Annotated in this window: 18 protein-coding genes and 1 other annotated feature; of the genes, 1 reads left to right on the top strand and 17 read right to left on the bottom strand. The window is 39.5% G+C overall.

Going from position 1 to position 15,812, the window contains the following annotated elements; all coding sequences use genetic code 11:
* Window positions 1-78: 78 nt before the first annotated feature.
* The 15 genes from H7T97_RS09845 to H7T97_RS09915 form a co-directional block, all read right to left on the bottom strand.
* On the bottom strand, window positions 79-1,050 hold the full coding sequence (locus tag H7T97_RS09845) for a YihY/virulence factor BrkB family protein (RefSeq protein WP_201090168.1): 972 nt from the start codon (window positions 1,048-1,050) through the stop codon (window positions 79-81).
* A gap of 82 nt (window positions 1,051-1,132) precedes the next feature.
* Window positions 1,133-1,993 carry a methionyl aminopeptidase gene (locus H7T97_RS09850; protein ID WP_049483232.1) on the bottom strand — a complete coding sequence of 287 codons (861 nt, stop codon included), beginning with the start codon at window positions 1,991-1,993 and terminating at the stop codon, window positions 1,133-1,135.
* Between the two features lie 20 nt (window positions 1,994-2,013).
* On the bottom strand, window positions 2,014-3,291 hold the full coding sequence (spxR, locus tag H7T97_RS09855) for a CBS-HotDog domain-containing transcription factor SpxR (RefSeq protein ID WP_021153022.1): 1,278 nt from the start codon (window positions 3,289-3,291) through the stop codon (window positions 2,014-2,016).
* Entirely contained in the window at window positions 3,284-3,835 is a 552-nt protein-coding gene (locus H7T97_RS09860) for a GNAT family N-acetyltransferase (protein ID WP_024055817.1), read from the bottom strand. The genes spxR and H7T97_RS09860 overlap by 8 nt, the downstream gene beginning before the upstream one ends.
* Window positions 3,836-3,891: 56 nt before the next feature.
* Window positions 3,892-5,151 (bottom strand): UDP-N-acetylglucosamine 1-carboxyvinyltransferase, encoded by a 1,260-nt coding sequence (locus tag H7T97_RS09865; protein ID WP_049471988.1) that lies wholly within the window; start codon window positions 5,149-5,151, stop codon window positions 3,892-3,894.
* Between the two features lie 192 nt (window positions 5,152-5,343).
* Window positions 5,344-6,534, bottom strand: a complete 1,191-nt coding sequence (gene metK, locus H7T97_RS09870; RefSeq protein ID WP_049485733.1) for a methionine adenosyltransferase — start codon at window positions 6,532-6,534, stop codon at window positions 5,344-5,346.
* Between the two features lie 390 nt (window positions 6,535-6,924).
* Complete coding sequence (locus H7T97_RS09875) at window positions 6,925-8,160, bottom strand: ABC transporter permease (RefSeq protein ID WP_201090169.1); 1,236 nt, start codon at window positions 8,158-8,160, stop codon at window positions 6,925-6,927.
* Between the two features lie 143 nt (window positions 8,161-8,303).
* Window positions 8,304-8,735: a hypothetical protein gene (locus H7T97_RS09880; protein ID WP_129824179.1), complete on the bottom strand. Its 432-nt coding sequence runs from the start codon at window positions 8,733-8,735 to the stop codon at window positions 8,304-8,306.
* Window positions 8,736-8,870: 135 nt separating this feature from the next.
* Window positions 8,871-9,311 carry a hypothetical protein gene (locus tag H7T97_RS09885; protein ID WP_031574154.1) on the bottom strand — a complete coding sequence of 147 codons (441 nt, stop codon included), beginning with the start codon at window positions 9,309-9,311 and terminating at the stop codon, window positions 8,871-8,873.
* Window positions 9,312-9,482: 171 nt separating this feature from the next.
* Window positions 9,483-9,950: a deoxycytidylate deaminase gene (locus tag H7T97_RS09890; protein ID WP_049490930.1), complete on the bottom strand. Its 468-nt coding sequence runs from the start codon at window positions 9,948-9,950 to the stop codon at window positions 9,483-9,485.
* Between the two features lie 309 nt (window positions 9,951-10,259).
* A complete protein-coding gene (gene rplT, locus H7T97_RS09895; protein WP_000124830.1) occupies window positions 10,260-10,619 on the bottom strand; it encodes a 50S ribosomal protein L20 in 360 nt (119 codons plus the stop codon).
* 49 nt (window positions 10,620-10,668) lie between these two features.
* On the bottom strand, window positions 10,669-10,869 hold the full coding sequence (gene rpmI / locus H7T97_RS09900) for a 50S ribosomal protein L35 (RefSeq protein ID WP_001125942.1): 201 nt from the start codon (window positions 10,867-10,869) through the stop codon (window positions 10,669-10,671).
* Between the two features lie 33 nt (window positions 10,870-10,902).
* Window positions 10,903-11,433 (bottom strand): translation initiation factor IF-3, encoded by a 531-nt coding sequence (gene infC, locus H7T97_RS09905; RefSeq protein ID WP_003003721.1) that lies wholly within the window; start codon window positions 11,431-11,433, stop codon window positions 10,903-10,905.
* Between the two features lie 16 nt (window positions 11,434-11,449).
* Window positions 11,450-11,578 (bottom strand) — a sequence feature (ribosomal protein L20 leader region).
* Window positions 11,579-11,601: 23 nt separating this feature from the next.
* Window positions 11,602-12,282, bottom strand: coding sequence for a (d)CMP kinase (gene cmk, locus H7T97_RS09910; RefSeq protein ID WP_031574170.1), 681 nt, complete (start codon window positions 12,280-12,282; stop codon window positions 11,602-11,604).
* Between the two features lie 14 nt (window positions 12,283-12,296).
* Window positions 12,297-12,752, bottom strand: coding sequence for an SAG1386/EF1546 family surface-associated protein (locus H7T97_RS09915; RefSeq protein WP_003006692.1), 456 nt, complete (start codon window positions 12,750-12,752; stop codon window positions 12,297-12,299).
* A 45-nt stretch (window positions 12,753-12,797) separates the two neighbouring features.
* Between H7T97_RS09915 and H7T97_RS09920 the strand changes: the two genes are divergently transcribed.
* The gene (locus tag H7T97_RS09920; RefSeq protein WP_003006690.1) at window positions 12,798-12,998 is read left to right on the top strand and encodes a ferredoxin; all 201 of its coding nucleotides are present in this window, start codon (window positions 12,798-12,800) and stop codon (window positions 12,996-12,998) included.
* Window positions 12,999-13,007: 9 nt separating this feature from the next.
* Here H7T97_RS09920 and H7T97_RS09925 read toward each other — a convergent pair whose 3' ends face one another.
* Window positions 13,008-13,484: an EbsA family protein gene (locus tag H7T97_RS09925; protein WP_023917814.1), complete on the bottom strand. Its 477-nt coding sequence runs from the start codon at window positions 13,482-13,484 to the stop codon at window positions 13,008-13,010.
* A gap of 94 nt (window positions 13,485-13,578) precedes the next feature.
* A partial coding sequence (locus H7T97_RS09930; RefSeq protein WP_201090170.1) for an LTA synthase family protein occupies window positions 13,579-15,812 on the bottom strand: 2,234 nt, incomplete at its 5' end.

Consider the following 15,812-nt stretch of genomic DNA (forward strand, 5'->3'; position numbering starts at 1 on the left):
ACAGCCCTACTCAACTGTGCGGAGGTGGGACGACGAAATCGAATTCTAACGAATTACCGATTTCTGTCCCACTCTCCCTTATTCCTTTTTATCTTTTTTTATCAAGCGTAATCGACGCTTTAATGTTTGTGAAACTTCTCTATGCCGAAAGTCCACTTCTTCTGATTTTAACTTAGAGACAATTTCTCCACTGCGCGTTTGGAACTTGGCTTCTCTGGCAAATTGGATACTGGCGTTTAAAATACAACCAATAATCATGATTTTTGCCACCAAGATAAACCAGAACATGATGACCGCTAGGACGACCGAACCGAAGAAACGAGCATCTAAGAAATGACTCACATAACGATCCACATATTTCCAAAAGATATTCAAGATCGCATACAGGACAGCAACAACAAAGGTCGCCCCTGGCAATACATATCTAAATTTCGGAATTTTGACATTTGGAAGGGTGTAATAGAGCAAGACCAGACTGACAAAAAGCAAGAGATAGATGGTCGGCTCTGTCAAATTCAGTAAGCGCACATAAATCGTCCGATCAAATGAAAAGGTCCGATAGAGATAGCGAACGATCATTTTCCCAAACATGGAAAGGATCAGCGAGAGTCCAAACAAGCCCTGCAAGGCAAAACTGATCAGGAAGCTAAAGAGTCGCCCCCAGATAATACCACGCTCCTTTTCCACCCCATAACTCTTGTTATAGGCTTTTTGGAGGTAGGCAATGCTCTGAGAGAAGATCCACAAAGCAGAAATAATCGAGAAACTCAGTAAGCCTGTCGAAGGTTTGGTCAAGACACTCGAAATCATCTGTGCCACTATTCGATATAAGGAGGCTGGCAAGACTTTTTGTAAGCTTAAAAGAATCTGAGTGGGACGAATATGAAAGTAGGGTAAAATATTGGCTGCAATCAGCATCAAAGGGAAAATGGAGATCAGCAAATAATAGGCCACCGCAATGCTAGTGATGTCAGACTCTGCACTCTGATAAAACCGCACGAAGCCCTTTATAAATGGCTGTCCCAGTACTTTTTGTAGGACCTTTTTCATTCGTCACCTCCCCATTTTACTAAAAAAGAGCAAAGAGCGAAACCAGACACTTGCCTTCAGCTCCATTCTTTCCTCTCTAGTTTTAGTATGTTCCTTCTTCACCTTGACTAGTCAAGATCACTGGACCATCTTTTGTAATCACAAATTGATGCTCGTATTGACAAGAAAGGCCACCGTCGAGGGTCTTATGGGCCCAACCAGTTTCCATATCTGTATCAATCTCCCAAGTACCGGTATTAATCATTGGCTCAATCGTCAAGACCATCCCTTCACGTAAGCGAAGACCGCGTCCAGCACGACCATAATGCGGGACCATTGGTTCTTCATGCATGGTAGGCCCGACACCGTGTCCGACCAAATCACGCACTACGCCATAGCCTTTGCTTTCTGCATACTCTTGAATCGCTGCACCAATATCTCCCAAGCGATTGCCAACGACCGCTTTCTCAATTCCCTTATAGAGACATTCTTTGGTCACGTCCATCAAATCTTTGACTTCTTGGGAAACATTTCCAACCGCATAAGCCCAGCAAGAGTCCGCCAAGCCACCACTATAAGACTCAGTGTATTTCTTCATTTGCGCCACATTATCAAAATCTAATTTCGATACATCCAAAACAGATTTATCCAGTGGTTCTGACAAGACCATGTCTACCTTGAGGAGATCCCCATCTTTGAGAATGACGTGACGTGGAAAAGCATGGGCTACTTCGTCATTCAAACCACAGCAAGTCGCATAAGGATAGTCCATGAGACTACCTTCTACACCGATCTGAAGCGGCAAGACATTGGCTTCTTTACAGCGACGACGGACATATTCTTCAACTTCCCATAGGTCAAGCCCTGGCTTGATCAAGTCACGTAATCCAATATGGATGCTGGCAAGGAAATCTCCTGCACGATCCATGGCTTCAATTTCACGTTGTGATTTTAATGTAATCATTGTCTCCTCATTTCTTTTGTTTAATTAATCTTAATCGTAATGGTTGCTTTCGCGACTAGCTGCAGATCTAAATACAAGCTAAAATCAACCAAGGCCGAACGTCTAGTTCGCCGAACAAGTTGGGGTTCAATGCGGATCACATCATCCACCTGCACAGCCTGTAAAAAATTGATGATCAACTGTTCGACAATCAAGCTACGCCCACTGTGTTGCATCATCTTGCGAACAACCTTCATCAGCACTTCAATCATGACCCCATTGGCCAAAACACCGCTTTTCTCCAGCATACTCGGTTCCACTGTGAATTGGTAATGGTCGTTTTCTGTTTGAATCTTTTGACCAATCTGCTCACTGAAGGTTGGTAAGCTCGAAAATTGCACCTTGCTAATCCGATCCATGACATCTCGACGCGTAATAACACCCAGCAAGGTCTGGTTATTACGAACAACAGGAATCATTTCATAATCTTCAGCGATCATCCGTTGGCTAATCGTCGCAATGCTGGTGGACAAATTAGTGGTAAAAATGGTCCGTGACATCACCTTATCAAGGGTCGTCTGAGGAGCCTTATCTCCAGCATCTCTCATGGTTACGACGCCCACTACCATCTGGTGCTGATTGACAACCGGAAAGCGACTAAAGCGATTCTTTCGAACCAAATCTAAATAATCCCGGACCGTATCCGTCTCAGAAAGATAGCCGTACTCATGGAAGGGCCGATAGACCTGCTCGACTGTCAAGATATCCGTCTTGATCTGCATATTAGACAAGGCCTTATTGATCATAGTCGCGACGGTATAGGTATCGTGTGAAGTTCGGATGACTGGGATTTGTACCTGATTGGCCAGATCAATCACATCCTCACTCACTTCAAAGCCACCTGTCACTAAGACCGCATTGTCATGTTTAAGAGCCAATCGTTGGATGCTAGTACGGTCACCCACGATCAAAAGCCCACCTTCAGACACATAGTCTAGGACGTGCTTTTCCGTCATGGCACCAATATAAAATTTATTAAATTCTTTTTCGAGTCCCTCTTCACCTGCTAATATTTCAGAGCCGGTGATTTCTAAAATTTCCCGATAGGTCAAATGCTCTAGTACAGCTTTTTGCGATTTGACACGGATGGTCCCGCTTCTAGGACGCGTTTCGACAATTCCTTGATTTTCAGCTTCTTTAATGGCACGATAGGCCGTTCCATCACTGACATTCAAAAAATTGGAGATACTGCGGACACTGACCCGTTTTCCAATCGGTAATTTTTCGAGATAGTCTAAAATCTCTTGGTGTTTACTCATAGAAGTCCCCTCTACCTAGGCGGAAATCATAATAATCGCGCATTTTACGCGTATAGCGGTCACTCCCTTTGAATTGACGAAAGAGACGAAAACCAGCCTTCAAAGCGACCTTTTGACTCCCTGCATTTTCAACATGGGTGACAATCTTAAGCTCCTTCAGTTGAAATTTCTCAAATGATAGATAGACCAACTCTTTGACCGCTTCTGTCATCAGACCCTTTCCCCAAAAATCTTTGCGTAAAAAGTAGCCTAACTCAGCCTCACCCTTGATTTCATCCAACTTTTCAAACTTGATCGAACCGATCATCTGATTGGTTTCCTGATCACAGATCGCCCAAACCCCCAAAGGATTTTTCATGAAATAGTTGGCTAGTACATATTGAGTTTCAGAAAGATCGGCTTGTGCAGGAAAGATAAATTGTAGGTTATCAGGATTCGAAGCAATCTTATAAAAATCTTCCGCATCCTCAAAGAGAAAAGGTCGTAAATACAACCTTTGTGTTTCAATTAGTGAATAGGCAGCTAAGTGCGTCCAAATATTCATTTCAAACTCCATTGTTCGTGTATCCAGCCGCCACTATCAGATCCCTAGTTCTGTCACTATTCCTCTACCAACTGGATGTCTGCTCCAAGTTGGGTCAATTTATGAATAATATCTGAATACCCGCGAAGGATGTATTCCACATTTGTAATTTCTGTTGTTCCAGAAGCCATGAGACCTGCAATCACTAAAGCCGCACCAGCTCGAAGATCCGTCGCTTTCACACTGGATCCTGTCAGTTGATTTGGCCCTTCATAGATAATGTGGTCGTTCAAGGTCGAAATGGTGGCCCCCATTTTAGCCAATTCTGGCACATGGTTGACCCGTTTTTCATAAATCGTATCAACAATTCGACCACGTCCTGCAGCCGTTAAGAGCAAAGGTGTGATCGGTTGTTGCAAATCAGTCGCAAAACCAGGATAAGGAGACGTTTTGATCTGGATGGCCTTCAAGCCCGTCTGCTTTTCTACAAAGATGCTATCTTCAGAAATGGTCATGCGCACACCCATTTCCTCTAACTTAGCAATATAGCTCTCTAAATGCTCATACAGGACATTATTGATCTGAATACCTTCCCCAATAGCAGCTGCAAGGGCAATATAGGTTCCTGCTTCGATACGATCTGGAATCACCTGATGTCTCGTTCCATGCAATTGTGGAACACCATCAATGATAATAATGTCTGTTCCTGCTCCACGAATATGAGCTCCCATGTTGTTGAGCAAGGTTACCACATCGATAATTTCAGGTTCTCGAGCCGCATTTTCGATCACTGTCCGACCTTCAGCTTTGACCGCTGCCAAAATCGTATTGATCGTTGCACCGACACTAACAGTATCCATGTAAATGTTAGCTCCTTGAAGAGGCTTGCCATCAGTCGCAAGTTTCATACTAGAGCCATCCATGGTCATAGCGGCTCCCATCGCTTCAAAGGCCTTCAAATGCAAATCAATCGGACGTGGTCCAAGGTCACACCCACCAGGAAGCCCAACAGTTGCTTGACCATAGCGTCCTAACAAACTGCCATAGAAATAATAGGAAGCTCGCAAACTATTGATCTTTCCAAATGGCATGGGCATATTCTTCACCCCACGTGGATCAATGATCAAACTGTCTTCTTTACGCTCGATCTTAGCCCCCATGATGGTCATGATTTCAATCAGACTCGCCACGTCGGAAATATCCGGTACCCCATCAAGGGTCACGATATCGTCCGCCAGAATGGTCGCCGGAATCAGGGCTACTACACTATTTTTTGCACCACTAATGGTCACCTCTCCTTTTAGAGGGCGACCACCATTTATTACAATTTTTTTCATCTTAATAATTTATTAGCTCTTTCAAGTCTTTTTCCTTTTACTATCGTTTTTTGTAACGGAAATAAAAGGGACAACGTATTCAAAATACTGCATCTATTATACCACAGATCGACCTATTTTTCCATCTGTAGGAATTTTCAAAACGAAAAAAAGCTAGGATCAACTTGACCCTAACTTTTCCATTTCAACTAATTATTTTACAGCTTCTTTCAAGGCTTCTACCTTGTCCAAACGTTCCCATGGAAGGTCGATATCTGTCCGTCCCATATGGCCGTATGCCGCTGTTTGACGGTAGATTGGACGTTTCAAATCCAGCATTTGGATAATCCCTGCAGGACGAAGATCAAAGAGCTCACGTGCTGCTTTTTCAAGCTTACTTTCAGCGACTGTTCCAGTACCGAAGGTATCAATACGAACAGAGACAGGTTGAGCAACCCCAATGGCATAAGCCAATTGCACTTCTGCTTTCTTAGCAAGACCTGCCGCTACGATGTTTTTGGCAATGTAGCGAGCTGCATAAGAAGCAGAACGGTCTACCTTAGTCGCATCCTTACCAGAGAAGGCCCCACCACCGTGACGTGAATAACCACCATAAGTATCCACGATGATCTTACGACCTGTCAAACCGGAATCCCCTTGAGGTCCACCGATAACAAAGCGACCAGTTGGGTTGATGAAGAATTTGGTCTCCTCATCTAGATAAGAAGCTGGAATCACTTCCTTGATGACCTTGTTAATCACATCTTCGTGGATTTGTTCATTGCTGACATCTGGATCGTGTTGAGTTGAAATAACCACTGTATCCACGCGCACTGGCTGGTCATTTTCATCGTACTCGACAGTAACCTGTGACTTGGCATCTGGACGAAGATAGCTAATTTCCCCAGACTTACGAAGCTCTGCCAAACGACGAACCAACTTGTGGCTGAGTGAAATCGGTAATGGCATGAGTTCTTCTGTTTCATCCACTGCAAAACCAAACATGAGACCTTGGTCTCCTGCTCCGATCAAATCAAGTGGATCTTGATCTGCATTCCCACGAACTTCCAAGGCTTCATTAACCCCTTGGGCAATATCAGGAGATTGTTCCACCAAAGATGGGTGTACTCCTACAGTTTCAGCTGAGAATCCATATTCCGTATTAGTATAACCAATCTCTGCAATGGTATCACGAACCACACGATTAATATCCACATAAGCAGTCGTTGAAATCTCGCCAAAGACATGCACGGAACCAGTATAAACAGCTGTTTCGGCAGCCACGTGAGCTTCTGGATCTTGCTCTAAAATAGCATCTAAAATAGCATCTGAAATTTGGTCTGCAATCTTATCTGGATGCCCCTCAGATACTGATTCAGACGTGAAAAGTTTACGTTCTGACATAAAAATGTCCCCCCTTAAAAAATATTGTTATAGAGTTACAAAGTACTGATAGAAGATTTCTACCACCTTATCGGGACCATATAACACTTCATTATAACACATTACATATGATATGGAAAATGATTTTTCAAAAAGCCCATTAAATCAGCTTTTTCGGTCTATGCAATACCCAGTTAAACTGACTTAAACAGTCCTCAAAGTTCCTAAAAAGTTCACAAAAAATACCCTCTAGGGTATCTATCAATTGACGAGTTCAGCAGGCAAGATCTAGCACCCTCACACGGTGCTTTTTTTATCTTCAAAAATGGTAGGCGTCCGCGTACCGATGGGTACTCGAAAACCTACCATCTACTTAAATGATAACAGTTCTTTAAAAATTTTCAACCCTATCTACTTTAATCCGTCTCCATTTTTAAATAATATAGTTCCAATAAATACCAAAACTCCCAGAATAAATGATAAAATATTTGGACCCATCCAATAAGGATCTGGCGTACCTATAATGGAAATAACAAATAAGATAGCTGCCGCATTTAGGAGTCCTTTACTTCCTTTTCTCATACCTATGAAAAGTAATATAGTCGCAATCATAAAACAAATATAATGGATGGCACCAATATATAAGATCAGTAGATACATGGGGTTTCCTAAAAATAAAGGAAAAATCATAATACCAAGGTGACAGACTGCTATTATAAGTGCGCTCCATAACCAAGGCGACTGAAGAATAATTCTTTTTGGCGAATTTTCTTCATCATTGTTTGATCGTATATCAGCATTCAACAGATCGTTTACATCTATCTCTCCTTCTACTTGAGAGTTTTCCATCTCTGATTTAGTTTCAATAGATGATAGATCTTGTACTTTCACCTTGGACTCCCAGCTATCTGCAACTTTCTCAAACAAACCAAAAACACGACAAGCAATATAAATCGATAAGAGAAGATAAAAGAGACCGTAAAAACTTATACGAGTGATGAAAGAGTATACTGCACCTATCTCAACAAGAGAAGATAAAATGAGCAAGAGAGAAAATACTTTCTGAAGTTTCTCACTTGTACTTGTGATCATAACATTAATCAGAAGTAGAAACATTAACTCCATTACAATGTATCGAAGTGTAAAAGCGTAAATGTCACTCGTTCTATCCATACCAATCAATATAAATAGTGGAGAAATATTTGTAGAGGCAACAAATAGTACTAAATAAGCTATCGATGATTTCCAACTATCTTTACTTTTCCAATTGTTTAAAAGTTCCCTCATTTCTACATTCTTTATAAGCAAGCAAATCCATATTAAACAAATGATATTTAGCAGAAAGGAAATGTTCATCAGATTTGTTGGGGAAAAAGAGGGTAAAACAAGCATAAGTAGTTGGATAATCGAGAGGAGAAGAACAGCTATCAATCCTTCAACATTTAAACGTTGCTTCATGATTCTCCAAATTACCCAGCAAATAATCATTCCATTCCATATAGAAAAAATACTAGAGGTAGTTATCAGTGGTATATCTCCATTTAAATTTTGGGCATTATAGCTCTCTACTAGACTACTACCATAAGAAACAAGATAAAGAATTGCTTCAAGAATTAGCAGTATACCATACCATTTTTTTCTAGACATAGATTCTCCTCCACTTTCTAAGAAAAGTATTTAACGATTCATTTATTTAAATTATAACACAATTTGTAACCGTTTTCCTATTGCGTTATCAGTACTAAATAAATAAATAAAAAAGATAGGATTTATCACCCTACCTCCTATCATCAGTCTTCATTTTTTAACAATACAGTTCCAATCAATACCAGCACTCCTACCACAAACGGTGGTATATGATTAATCACCCAATCCGGATCACCCGCAGCAATAAATGAAAAAACATAAATAGCTACTGCCATATAAAGAGTTGCTTTATTGGCATTCACTATTCCATTCCAAAGCAGGATGGTTGCTATCACAAAGCTAATCATATGGATTCCCAAAAAGTACAAAAAGCCACCAGCCCACGCTCCCATTGAAAAGAGACCTAATAAAAGTAAAACTATATAAACAATGGCCAAGAACAAAGCAATAGAAAGGATTACAGAATTTCCAATTCTCTTCTCTGGCTTCATTTCATTGTTCGGAAAAAGACTTTCATCTGAAGCATATGCTTCATTTTCTTTATCTACTTCAGGATTTTTTTGTTGATCTGTCATAACTTTCTCCAAACATTTTTAGTTATTCTTTCAAATAATAGCGCTTAAAAATAGAGCGGAAGAACTGATTTAACTAGGGCTTTAATCGACCCGAATATTTTTTATTGAGTAGAGTTGACCATATCCATTTTTTAATTAAGAGCTTTTCACTTCTTTAACCAGGAGTGTTCCGATTAAATCCAAAATACCTAAACATAAGGGAGCAATTCGAAATATTTCCCAGTCCGGATCAAAAGCCAAGATGATAGACAGCAGATAGAGTCCAATACTCGCATAGAGAAGGCTTTTATTCCCCTTCTTCATCCCTAGTCGAATTAGAAAGGCTCCAATCGCAAGACTTAATAAGTTTGGACCAAGGAAAATCAAAACGACAAATCCCCAACCATCACCCCAAGGTGCAAAGAAAAAGACAAACAATACAAGATAGATAATGGATAGGTAAAAGGTTACTGAAAGAAGAATAGAATGTAAGCTATTTTCTTTTGGAGGATTCTGAACAGATACAGAATTGGGATAATCTTCACTGATCTTACTATGTTCTTTATTTTCCTCAAGATGTTTCTCTTGGTTTGTCATCACTTTCTCCTACCTTTCTTATATTTTTATGTTTTTCCGTTAACACCATTATACTTGATTCCATTATTCTTTTCATGATAGCCATCTATTCAATGCTATCTCTTAAACATTAATTTGGACAGGTTTTCAATTAGATTGCTAATATATCATGAAATAGTTGGGAAGCCTTCCCTAAATAAAATCAGCCTCAGCAATAGCTCGTTTCACTTCTTCAATTGGTAAATTGACCAGTTCTACTTCTTTTTCACGGTAAAGATACTCGGCATATTCATCAATGCGGTACTGATGGATATACACCACCCGCTTGCAACCGACTTGAAGCAACTGCTTGGTACAATTGAGACAAGGAAAATGCGTCACATAAGCTGTAAAGCCTTTAGGAATTCCACGTTCAGCTCCTTGCAAAATAGCATTGACTTCCGCATGAATCGTCCGGACACAGTGTCCCTCGACCATGAGGCATCCATCCTCTAGACAATGATCTGTCCCAGAAACGGATCCATTATATCCGGTTGCAATGACCTTATTATCCTTTACCAGTACAGCCCCTACTTTCGCCCGATTACAAGTTGCCCGATTTGAAATTAGTAAGGCCTGTGCTGCAAAATATTCATCCCATGCTAGTCGATTGTGTGTCACCTTTGTATCCTCCATCTCTCCTCATATCGGTTACGACTATTTTCATTATAGCATGAAATCAACAAGAAAAAAAGGGAGTGGGAAAGAACTCTGATTAGTAAAAAAGAGTTCGTTTTCCCACCCCCGCACAGCTTCAACAGTCTGGGAGACTGTTGAAGGTTGCAGATAAAGGAAACATAGTTTCCGTCAACATAGGTCATCTTTAGAGCTTAAAAAAGCGAATAAAGATACCAATCAACCACTGCGTCATACAGTTATTTCTATCATACATCAAAGGCTGGACAACTTTTGCCCAGCCTATTATAAACATTATTTACCAAGTTTTGCTTTAGCTGCGTCTGCAAGAGCTGTGAAAGCTGCTGCATCGTTAACAGCCAAGTCAGCAAGCATTTTACGGTTAACTTCGATCTCAGCCAATTTCAAACCATGCATCAATTGTGAGTATGAAAGTCCGTTCAAACGAGCTGCCGCATTGATACGTGTGATCCACAATTTACGGAAGTCACGTTTCTTTTGACGACGGTCACGGTATGCATAGTAGTAAGAGTTCATTACTTGTTCTTTTGCAGTACGGAACAAGATATGTTTAGCTCCATAGTAACCTTTAGCTAATTTAAGAATACGTTTACGACGTTTGCGTGATACAACGCCACCTTTAACACGTGCCATTTATATTTCCTCCAATATTTCCTAGAATTCTTTACTTACGAATACGCGATTATTTCAAGCGAGTAAGCATTGCTTTGATACGTTTGAAATCTCCTGAATGCACCATAGATGCTTTACGAAGATGACGACGTTGTTTCTTAGTTTTTCCGTGGAAACGGTGAGAAGTGTAAGCACGGAAACGTTTAAGTCCACCAGAACCTGTACGTTTGAAACGTTTAGCTGATGCGCGGTGTGTTTTTTGTTTTGGCATGATATTTTCTCCTTTTTTTAACTTTCTGACAGATTATTTCTTGTCAGTTGCTGGCGCCAATTGCATGAACATTTGACGTCCATCCATCTTAGCACGTTGTTCGATGATCGCCACATCTTGTGTAGCTTCAGCGAAGTCGGCTAAAACTTTAGCACCAATCTCTTTGTGGGTAATCATACGACCCTTAAAGCGAATGGATACCTTCACTTTATTTCCTTTTTCAAGGAATTTGCGAGCATTGCGAAGTTTTGTATCGAAATCACCCTTGTCAATCACTGGGCTCAAACGAACTTCTTTCACGGTCACAACGCTTTGTTTTTTGCGTTGTTCTTTTTGCTTCTTCTGGTACTCAAATTTGAACTTACCGTAGTCCATAATTTTCGCAACAGGAGGTTTAGCTTGAGGTTGAATGAGAACCAAGTCAACATTAGCGTCGTCCGCAAGTGCTTGCGCTTCGCTAAGTGGTTTGATACCCAATTGCTCACCTTCAAGACCGATTAAGCGAACTTCACGTACACGAATTTCATCATTGATGAATAAGTCTTGCTTTGCTATGGTTTTCACCTCTTTTTTATTATTCGAGAAAAACAAAGAACGGACCTGCAAAACAGGCCCGAACTACATGATGTATTTCATTTCTGAAACTTGATCCGTAGGGGCCAGGCAACTTGCGTCACAAGGCGAGAAGTTCTCACTTCTGCTTTTCTCAACTTTTATATGATATCAAGTTTTTTATTCTTTGTCAAGAAGTTTTTTTGCTTTTTCTTCAATAAAGGCAACAACATCTGCAATTCCAACACCCGTTGTGTCAAAATGAATGGCATCAGCTGCAGGTTTCAAAGGAGAAACGGCACGGTGGCTGTCCTTATAGTCCCGCTCAGCGATTTCTTTTTTCAACAATTCAAGATCCGCTGTGATGCCCTTTTCAACATTCTCCTTATAACGACGTTCTGCCCGCTCCTCAACCGAAGCAACCAAAAAGATCTTCAACTCTGCATGTGGAAGGACGACCGTCCCAATATCGCGTCCATCCATAACGATGCCCCCCTCTGCTGCAATTTCTTGCTGTAGAGCGACAAGTTTTTCACGGACTGGCGCAAGCGCTGCAACCCATGAAACATTGTTGGTCACTTGGTTATCGCGAATTGGGTGGGTAATATCCACGTCTGCTACAAAGACAAGCTGCTCTCCTTCTTCTGAACGACCGAAACTAATTGGATACTGATCTAAAAGGGCTAAGAGGTCATCAACCTGTTCAGCTGTCAGATTATTTTGCAAAGCTAGGTAAGTCGCTGCACGATACATAGCTCCCGTGTCTAGATACGTATAGTCTAGATCCTTGGCAATGATCTTTGCGACTGTGGATTTTCCACTAGAAGCCGGTCCATCAATGGCAATTTGAATTTGTTTCATGCTGTCCTCAACTCCTACTGAATCTTAACGACATCACCAGGATTCGCATACCATGATCCTGTAGACATATGAGAAGGATTTAACTGTTCCAATTGGGCAATGGAAATACCAGCACGCGCAGCAATCGCTGCTTCCCCTTCACCTGCTTGAACAGTGATCGTACCTTCTTCAGAGTTCTCATCTTTTGAACTATCGTCTTTAGCCGCTTGGTCAGTTTGTGCTGCAGGGGCTGATGATTTCTGTTCAACCTTAGTCTCTCCATTGTAGAAACCAGACATTTGTTTTGATTTGTTGCTGCCACCTGTTGAAAGGAAAATCAACAAGCAGACCATCGCCACTACTACTACAAAGAAAATAATGGCTAAAATCGTCAATAGACGGTCTGCCTTGATTCCGTTTAACTTACTCGTTCTTTTCAATGTTTCTTCTCCATCATCGTAAATATCTTCTTCCCATGGTTCTTTTGCCATGACTTCCTCCTTGTTTTTTCTCGTAAAAATCATTACAATAGAAGTATGAAAGTTACGTTAATTCCAGATCGTTGCATCGCTTGCGGTCTCTGTCAGACCTATTCTGAATTATTTGATTACCATGACAATGGCATCGTTAAATTTGCTGCTGAAGAGGACGACCTCCTTGAAAAGGAAGTCCCTGTCACAAACGATGTTCTCGAGGCTATTAAAGAATGCCCCACTCATGCTCTCTTAAAAGATTAAGAGGGCTTTTTATTTGTTTGCATAATACATCTCGTAGTAATCCACATGGATGAAATTGTCCGTCAGGATTACTTCTCCCTTAAAATAAGGATTTAAGGCAAGTGCATTGATAAAGTATTTTTTCGGCCATTTACGCATACAGAATGTTCGACTGCGCGAACCATCATTAAATATGAGCTTGATCGATTTCTTATTTACTTCGACCTTTTCAATCGAGTCAATCTTCACCTTGATTGGAGTAAAAGGATTAGCTGTAATAATCCGCAAGATCCCATCCTCATAGATCGTGAAGTAACGATGGACCCCAATCGCAAGCAAGACCATAAATAAAAAGAACGAAAACAAAACTAGCGTTGGCACACTAGAGCTCTCATACATCAAGGCCAGTCCAATAAAGACCGGAATCACTGCAATGGACCAATAAGTCACAAGAATAGATAAGTCCGGTTGCCAATGATAATGGACCTTTCCAAATATCTTAATCATGAGCGTACCCCCATCTAATAGTTTAGCATAAAAAACAAAAAAAAGGGAGCCAGACAGCCAAAATCACAAAGATTTTTACCTGCTAGCTCTCCTTTTAATTGGATTTATCAGTTGGAACTTTAAAGAAGTCTTTAGAAAGGTACCCTTTCCCACTAATCAAGTCGTATTCAACCATTTTCAAATCCTCTGCAATTTCTTGCGCTTCTCCTTCTAAGGCCTTTTTATCGACACTTGCTTTTTTCAATACTTCTGTCAACAAAGCATAGTAAGGCGAAACTTTTGAATTGGTCTGTTCAAAAACCATAGCAGAGAAATCACTTGAATTGACCAAAGGATAATTCAATTTTGGAGCATCAAAATTACTCCAAATGAAGTAATCTGTCTGATACTGACTCTCCGGATTATTCTTAAAGGCGGACTCAGGATAGAGACCTGGCAAGTGATCCCCATAAAATACCACTGTAATCTTCTTATCTATTTTAGAAAGACTTTCCAAGAAGGATTGGGTGGCGGTGTCGGTAAAGGTTAAAAGACGTGAATAATTCGTTAACTTGGTATTTTCATCATCTGAAAAACCGTTGCCTGTTGCTGTTAAGTCTGAAGGTTCTCCTGCTATAAATGGGGAGTGATTTTGAATCGTAATGACAGAAAAGAATTGATTCTTTTTAGCATCCATCTCTTTTAATACTGCCTTATACGTAGATTCATCGCTTATATGTACTTCTTGATAACCTAAATCATAATTCTTTTTATCATCAATGCTTATAAATTTATTGAATTTCAATCTATTGTAAATCACATTTCTAGAATAATTAATTGGAGATTCGAAATGAATAACTTCTTTATTATTAAATGAATCACTAACTGAAATTAGTCTTCTCATTTTAGGAGCAACCTCTGAGTATAATACAGAAACTGTCGGATTAATATTATAAAAAGGTAACCCTGTCAATGTTTGAAACTCCATATTTGCGGTTCCACCACCATAACCATCTGATTGCATTAATCCACTTGTAACTTTTGTCTTAATTTCTTGAATTTTTGGTATAGGATTTCTAGATAAATTTACCCCTTCAATTCTTGATGGGTCAGCAAAACTCTCACTTAAAACATAAACAATCGTTTGATTATCAATCAACTCATTTCTATTTTTATTGATTTCTAAAGCTACTTGATCATATTTCTTCTCAATTTCTTTGATTTTTTCTTTACTATATCCCTTCGGTTCTATAATTGGATCTGTTGTGATTTGATTCAACCATACATATGACAACGATCGATATCTAGCGTTTATGGAATTTCCTAACCATTTTGTATCTTGGAAATTATTTAACAAGGTAATAATCGGAACGTCATCAATAATTTTTCCATTATCTTTTCTTTTAAAAATAGAATAAACATTAATGGACAATAAGAGCATAAATCCTAATAAAACAAATCTTAAGATCGTTGCACGAATAATTCTACCTGGATAAATATATCTCCTTCCTATTATATAGATAAACGTAAAAATGACTAAGGAAATACTCACAGTCATTAAAACCGAAGCATCTACAAAACTAAATAAAACAGAAGGTTGAAATACCCAGACCAAATCACTTGGCAAAATTGGTTCCGCACGCATACTAAATTTTATAGCATTAGCAACAATAAACAGAACCCCACCAAATAAAATCAATATTGTCGTAAATAAATATCTATTAAAGATAATATATAGAAAAATAAACAGATAAGATAAACACAATATCTGAAATATTACACCTCCAGGAAATATTGAGTATCCAACCAAAGGTTCCCCATGGCCTAGACCCAATTGAATTCCTGTATTAAATAATATTGCAAGACTAATACTTGTAAATGCAGCTAGCGAAAAACTAGACCTATTTTTTACTACATCAACTTGTCCTTTTACAAAAAGCAAGCCAACTAAAGTCAGGAAAAAACTTAAGAGTAGCAAATGAAATTCTAAAATCCAAAATTGGCTCAAGGAGTACTTTCCTGCTCCTAATTTCTCAAAATTTCCAGATACATACCATGATGTACGATACAAAAAAGAAAGAATTTTAGAATCAGTAAAAATGAACGAACAAACTACGCTAGAATGCAAGACATATTCGAACATTTTCCCAATAGGTTCTAATTTTTTTCTATTCGCTTTATTATCATATGATTTTTTGATCTGACCCAAAACATAAGAAATCACTAACAATGACAAAATAAATACTAGAGAATTAAATTGCCAAAAATTGTTTTTTTCAAAATGATCAATCTTATAACTAGGATTATTAATATTAAGCGAAACATCAATCGAGTATGATAGTATTAAAT

Source organism: Streptococcus parasanguinis, assembly GCF_016648925.1.
Classification (GTDB): domain Bacteria; phylum Bacillota; class Bacilli; order Lactobacillales; family Streptococcaceae; genus Streptococcus.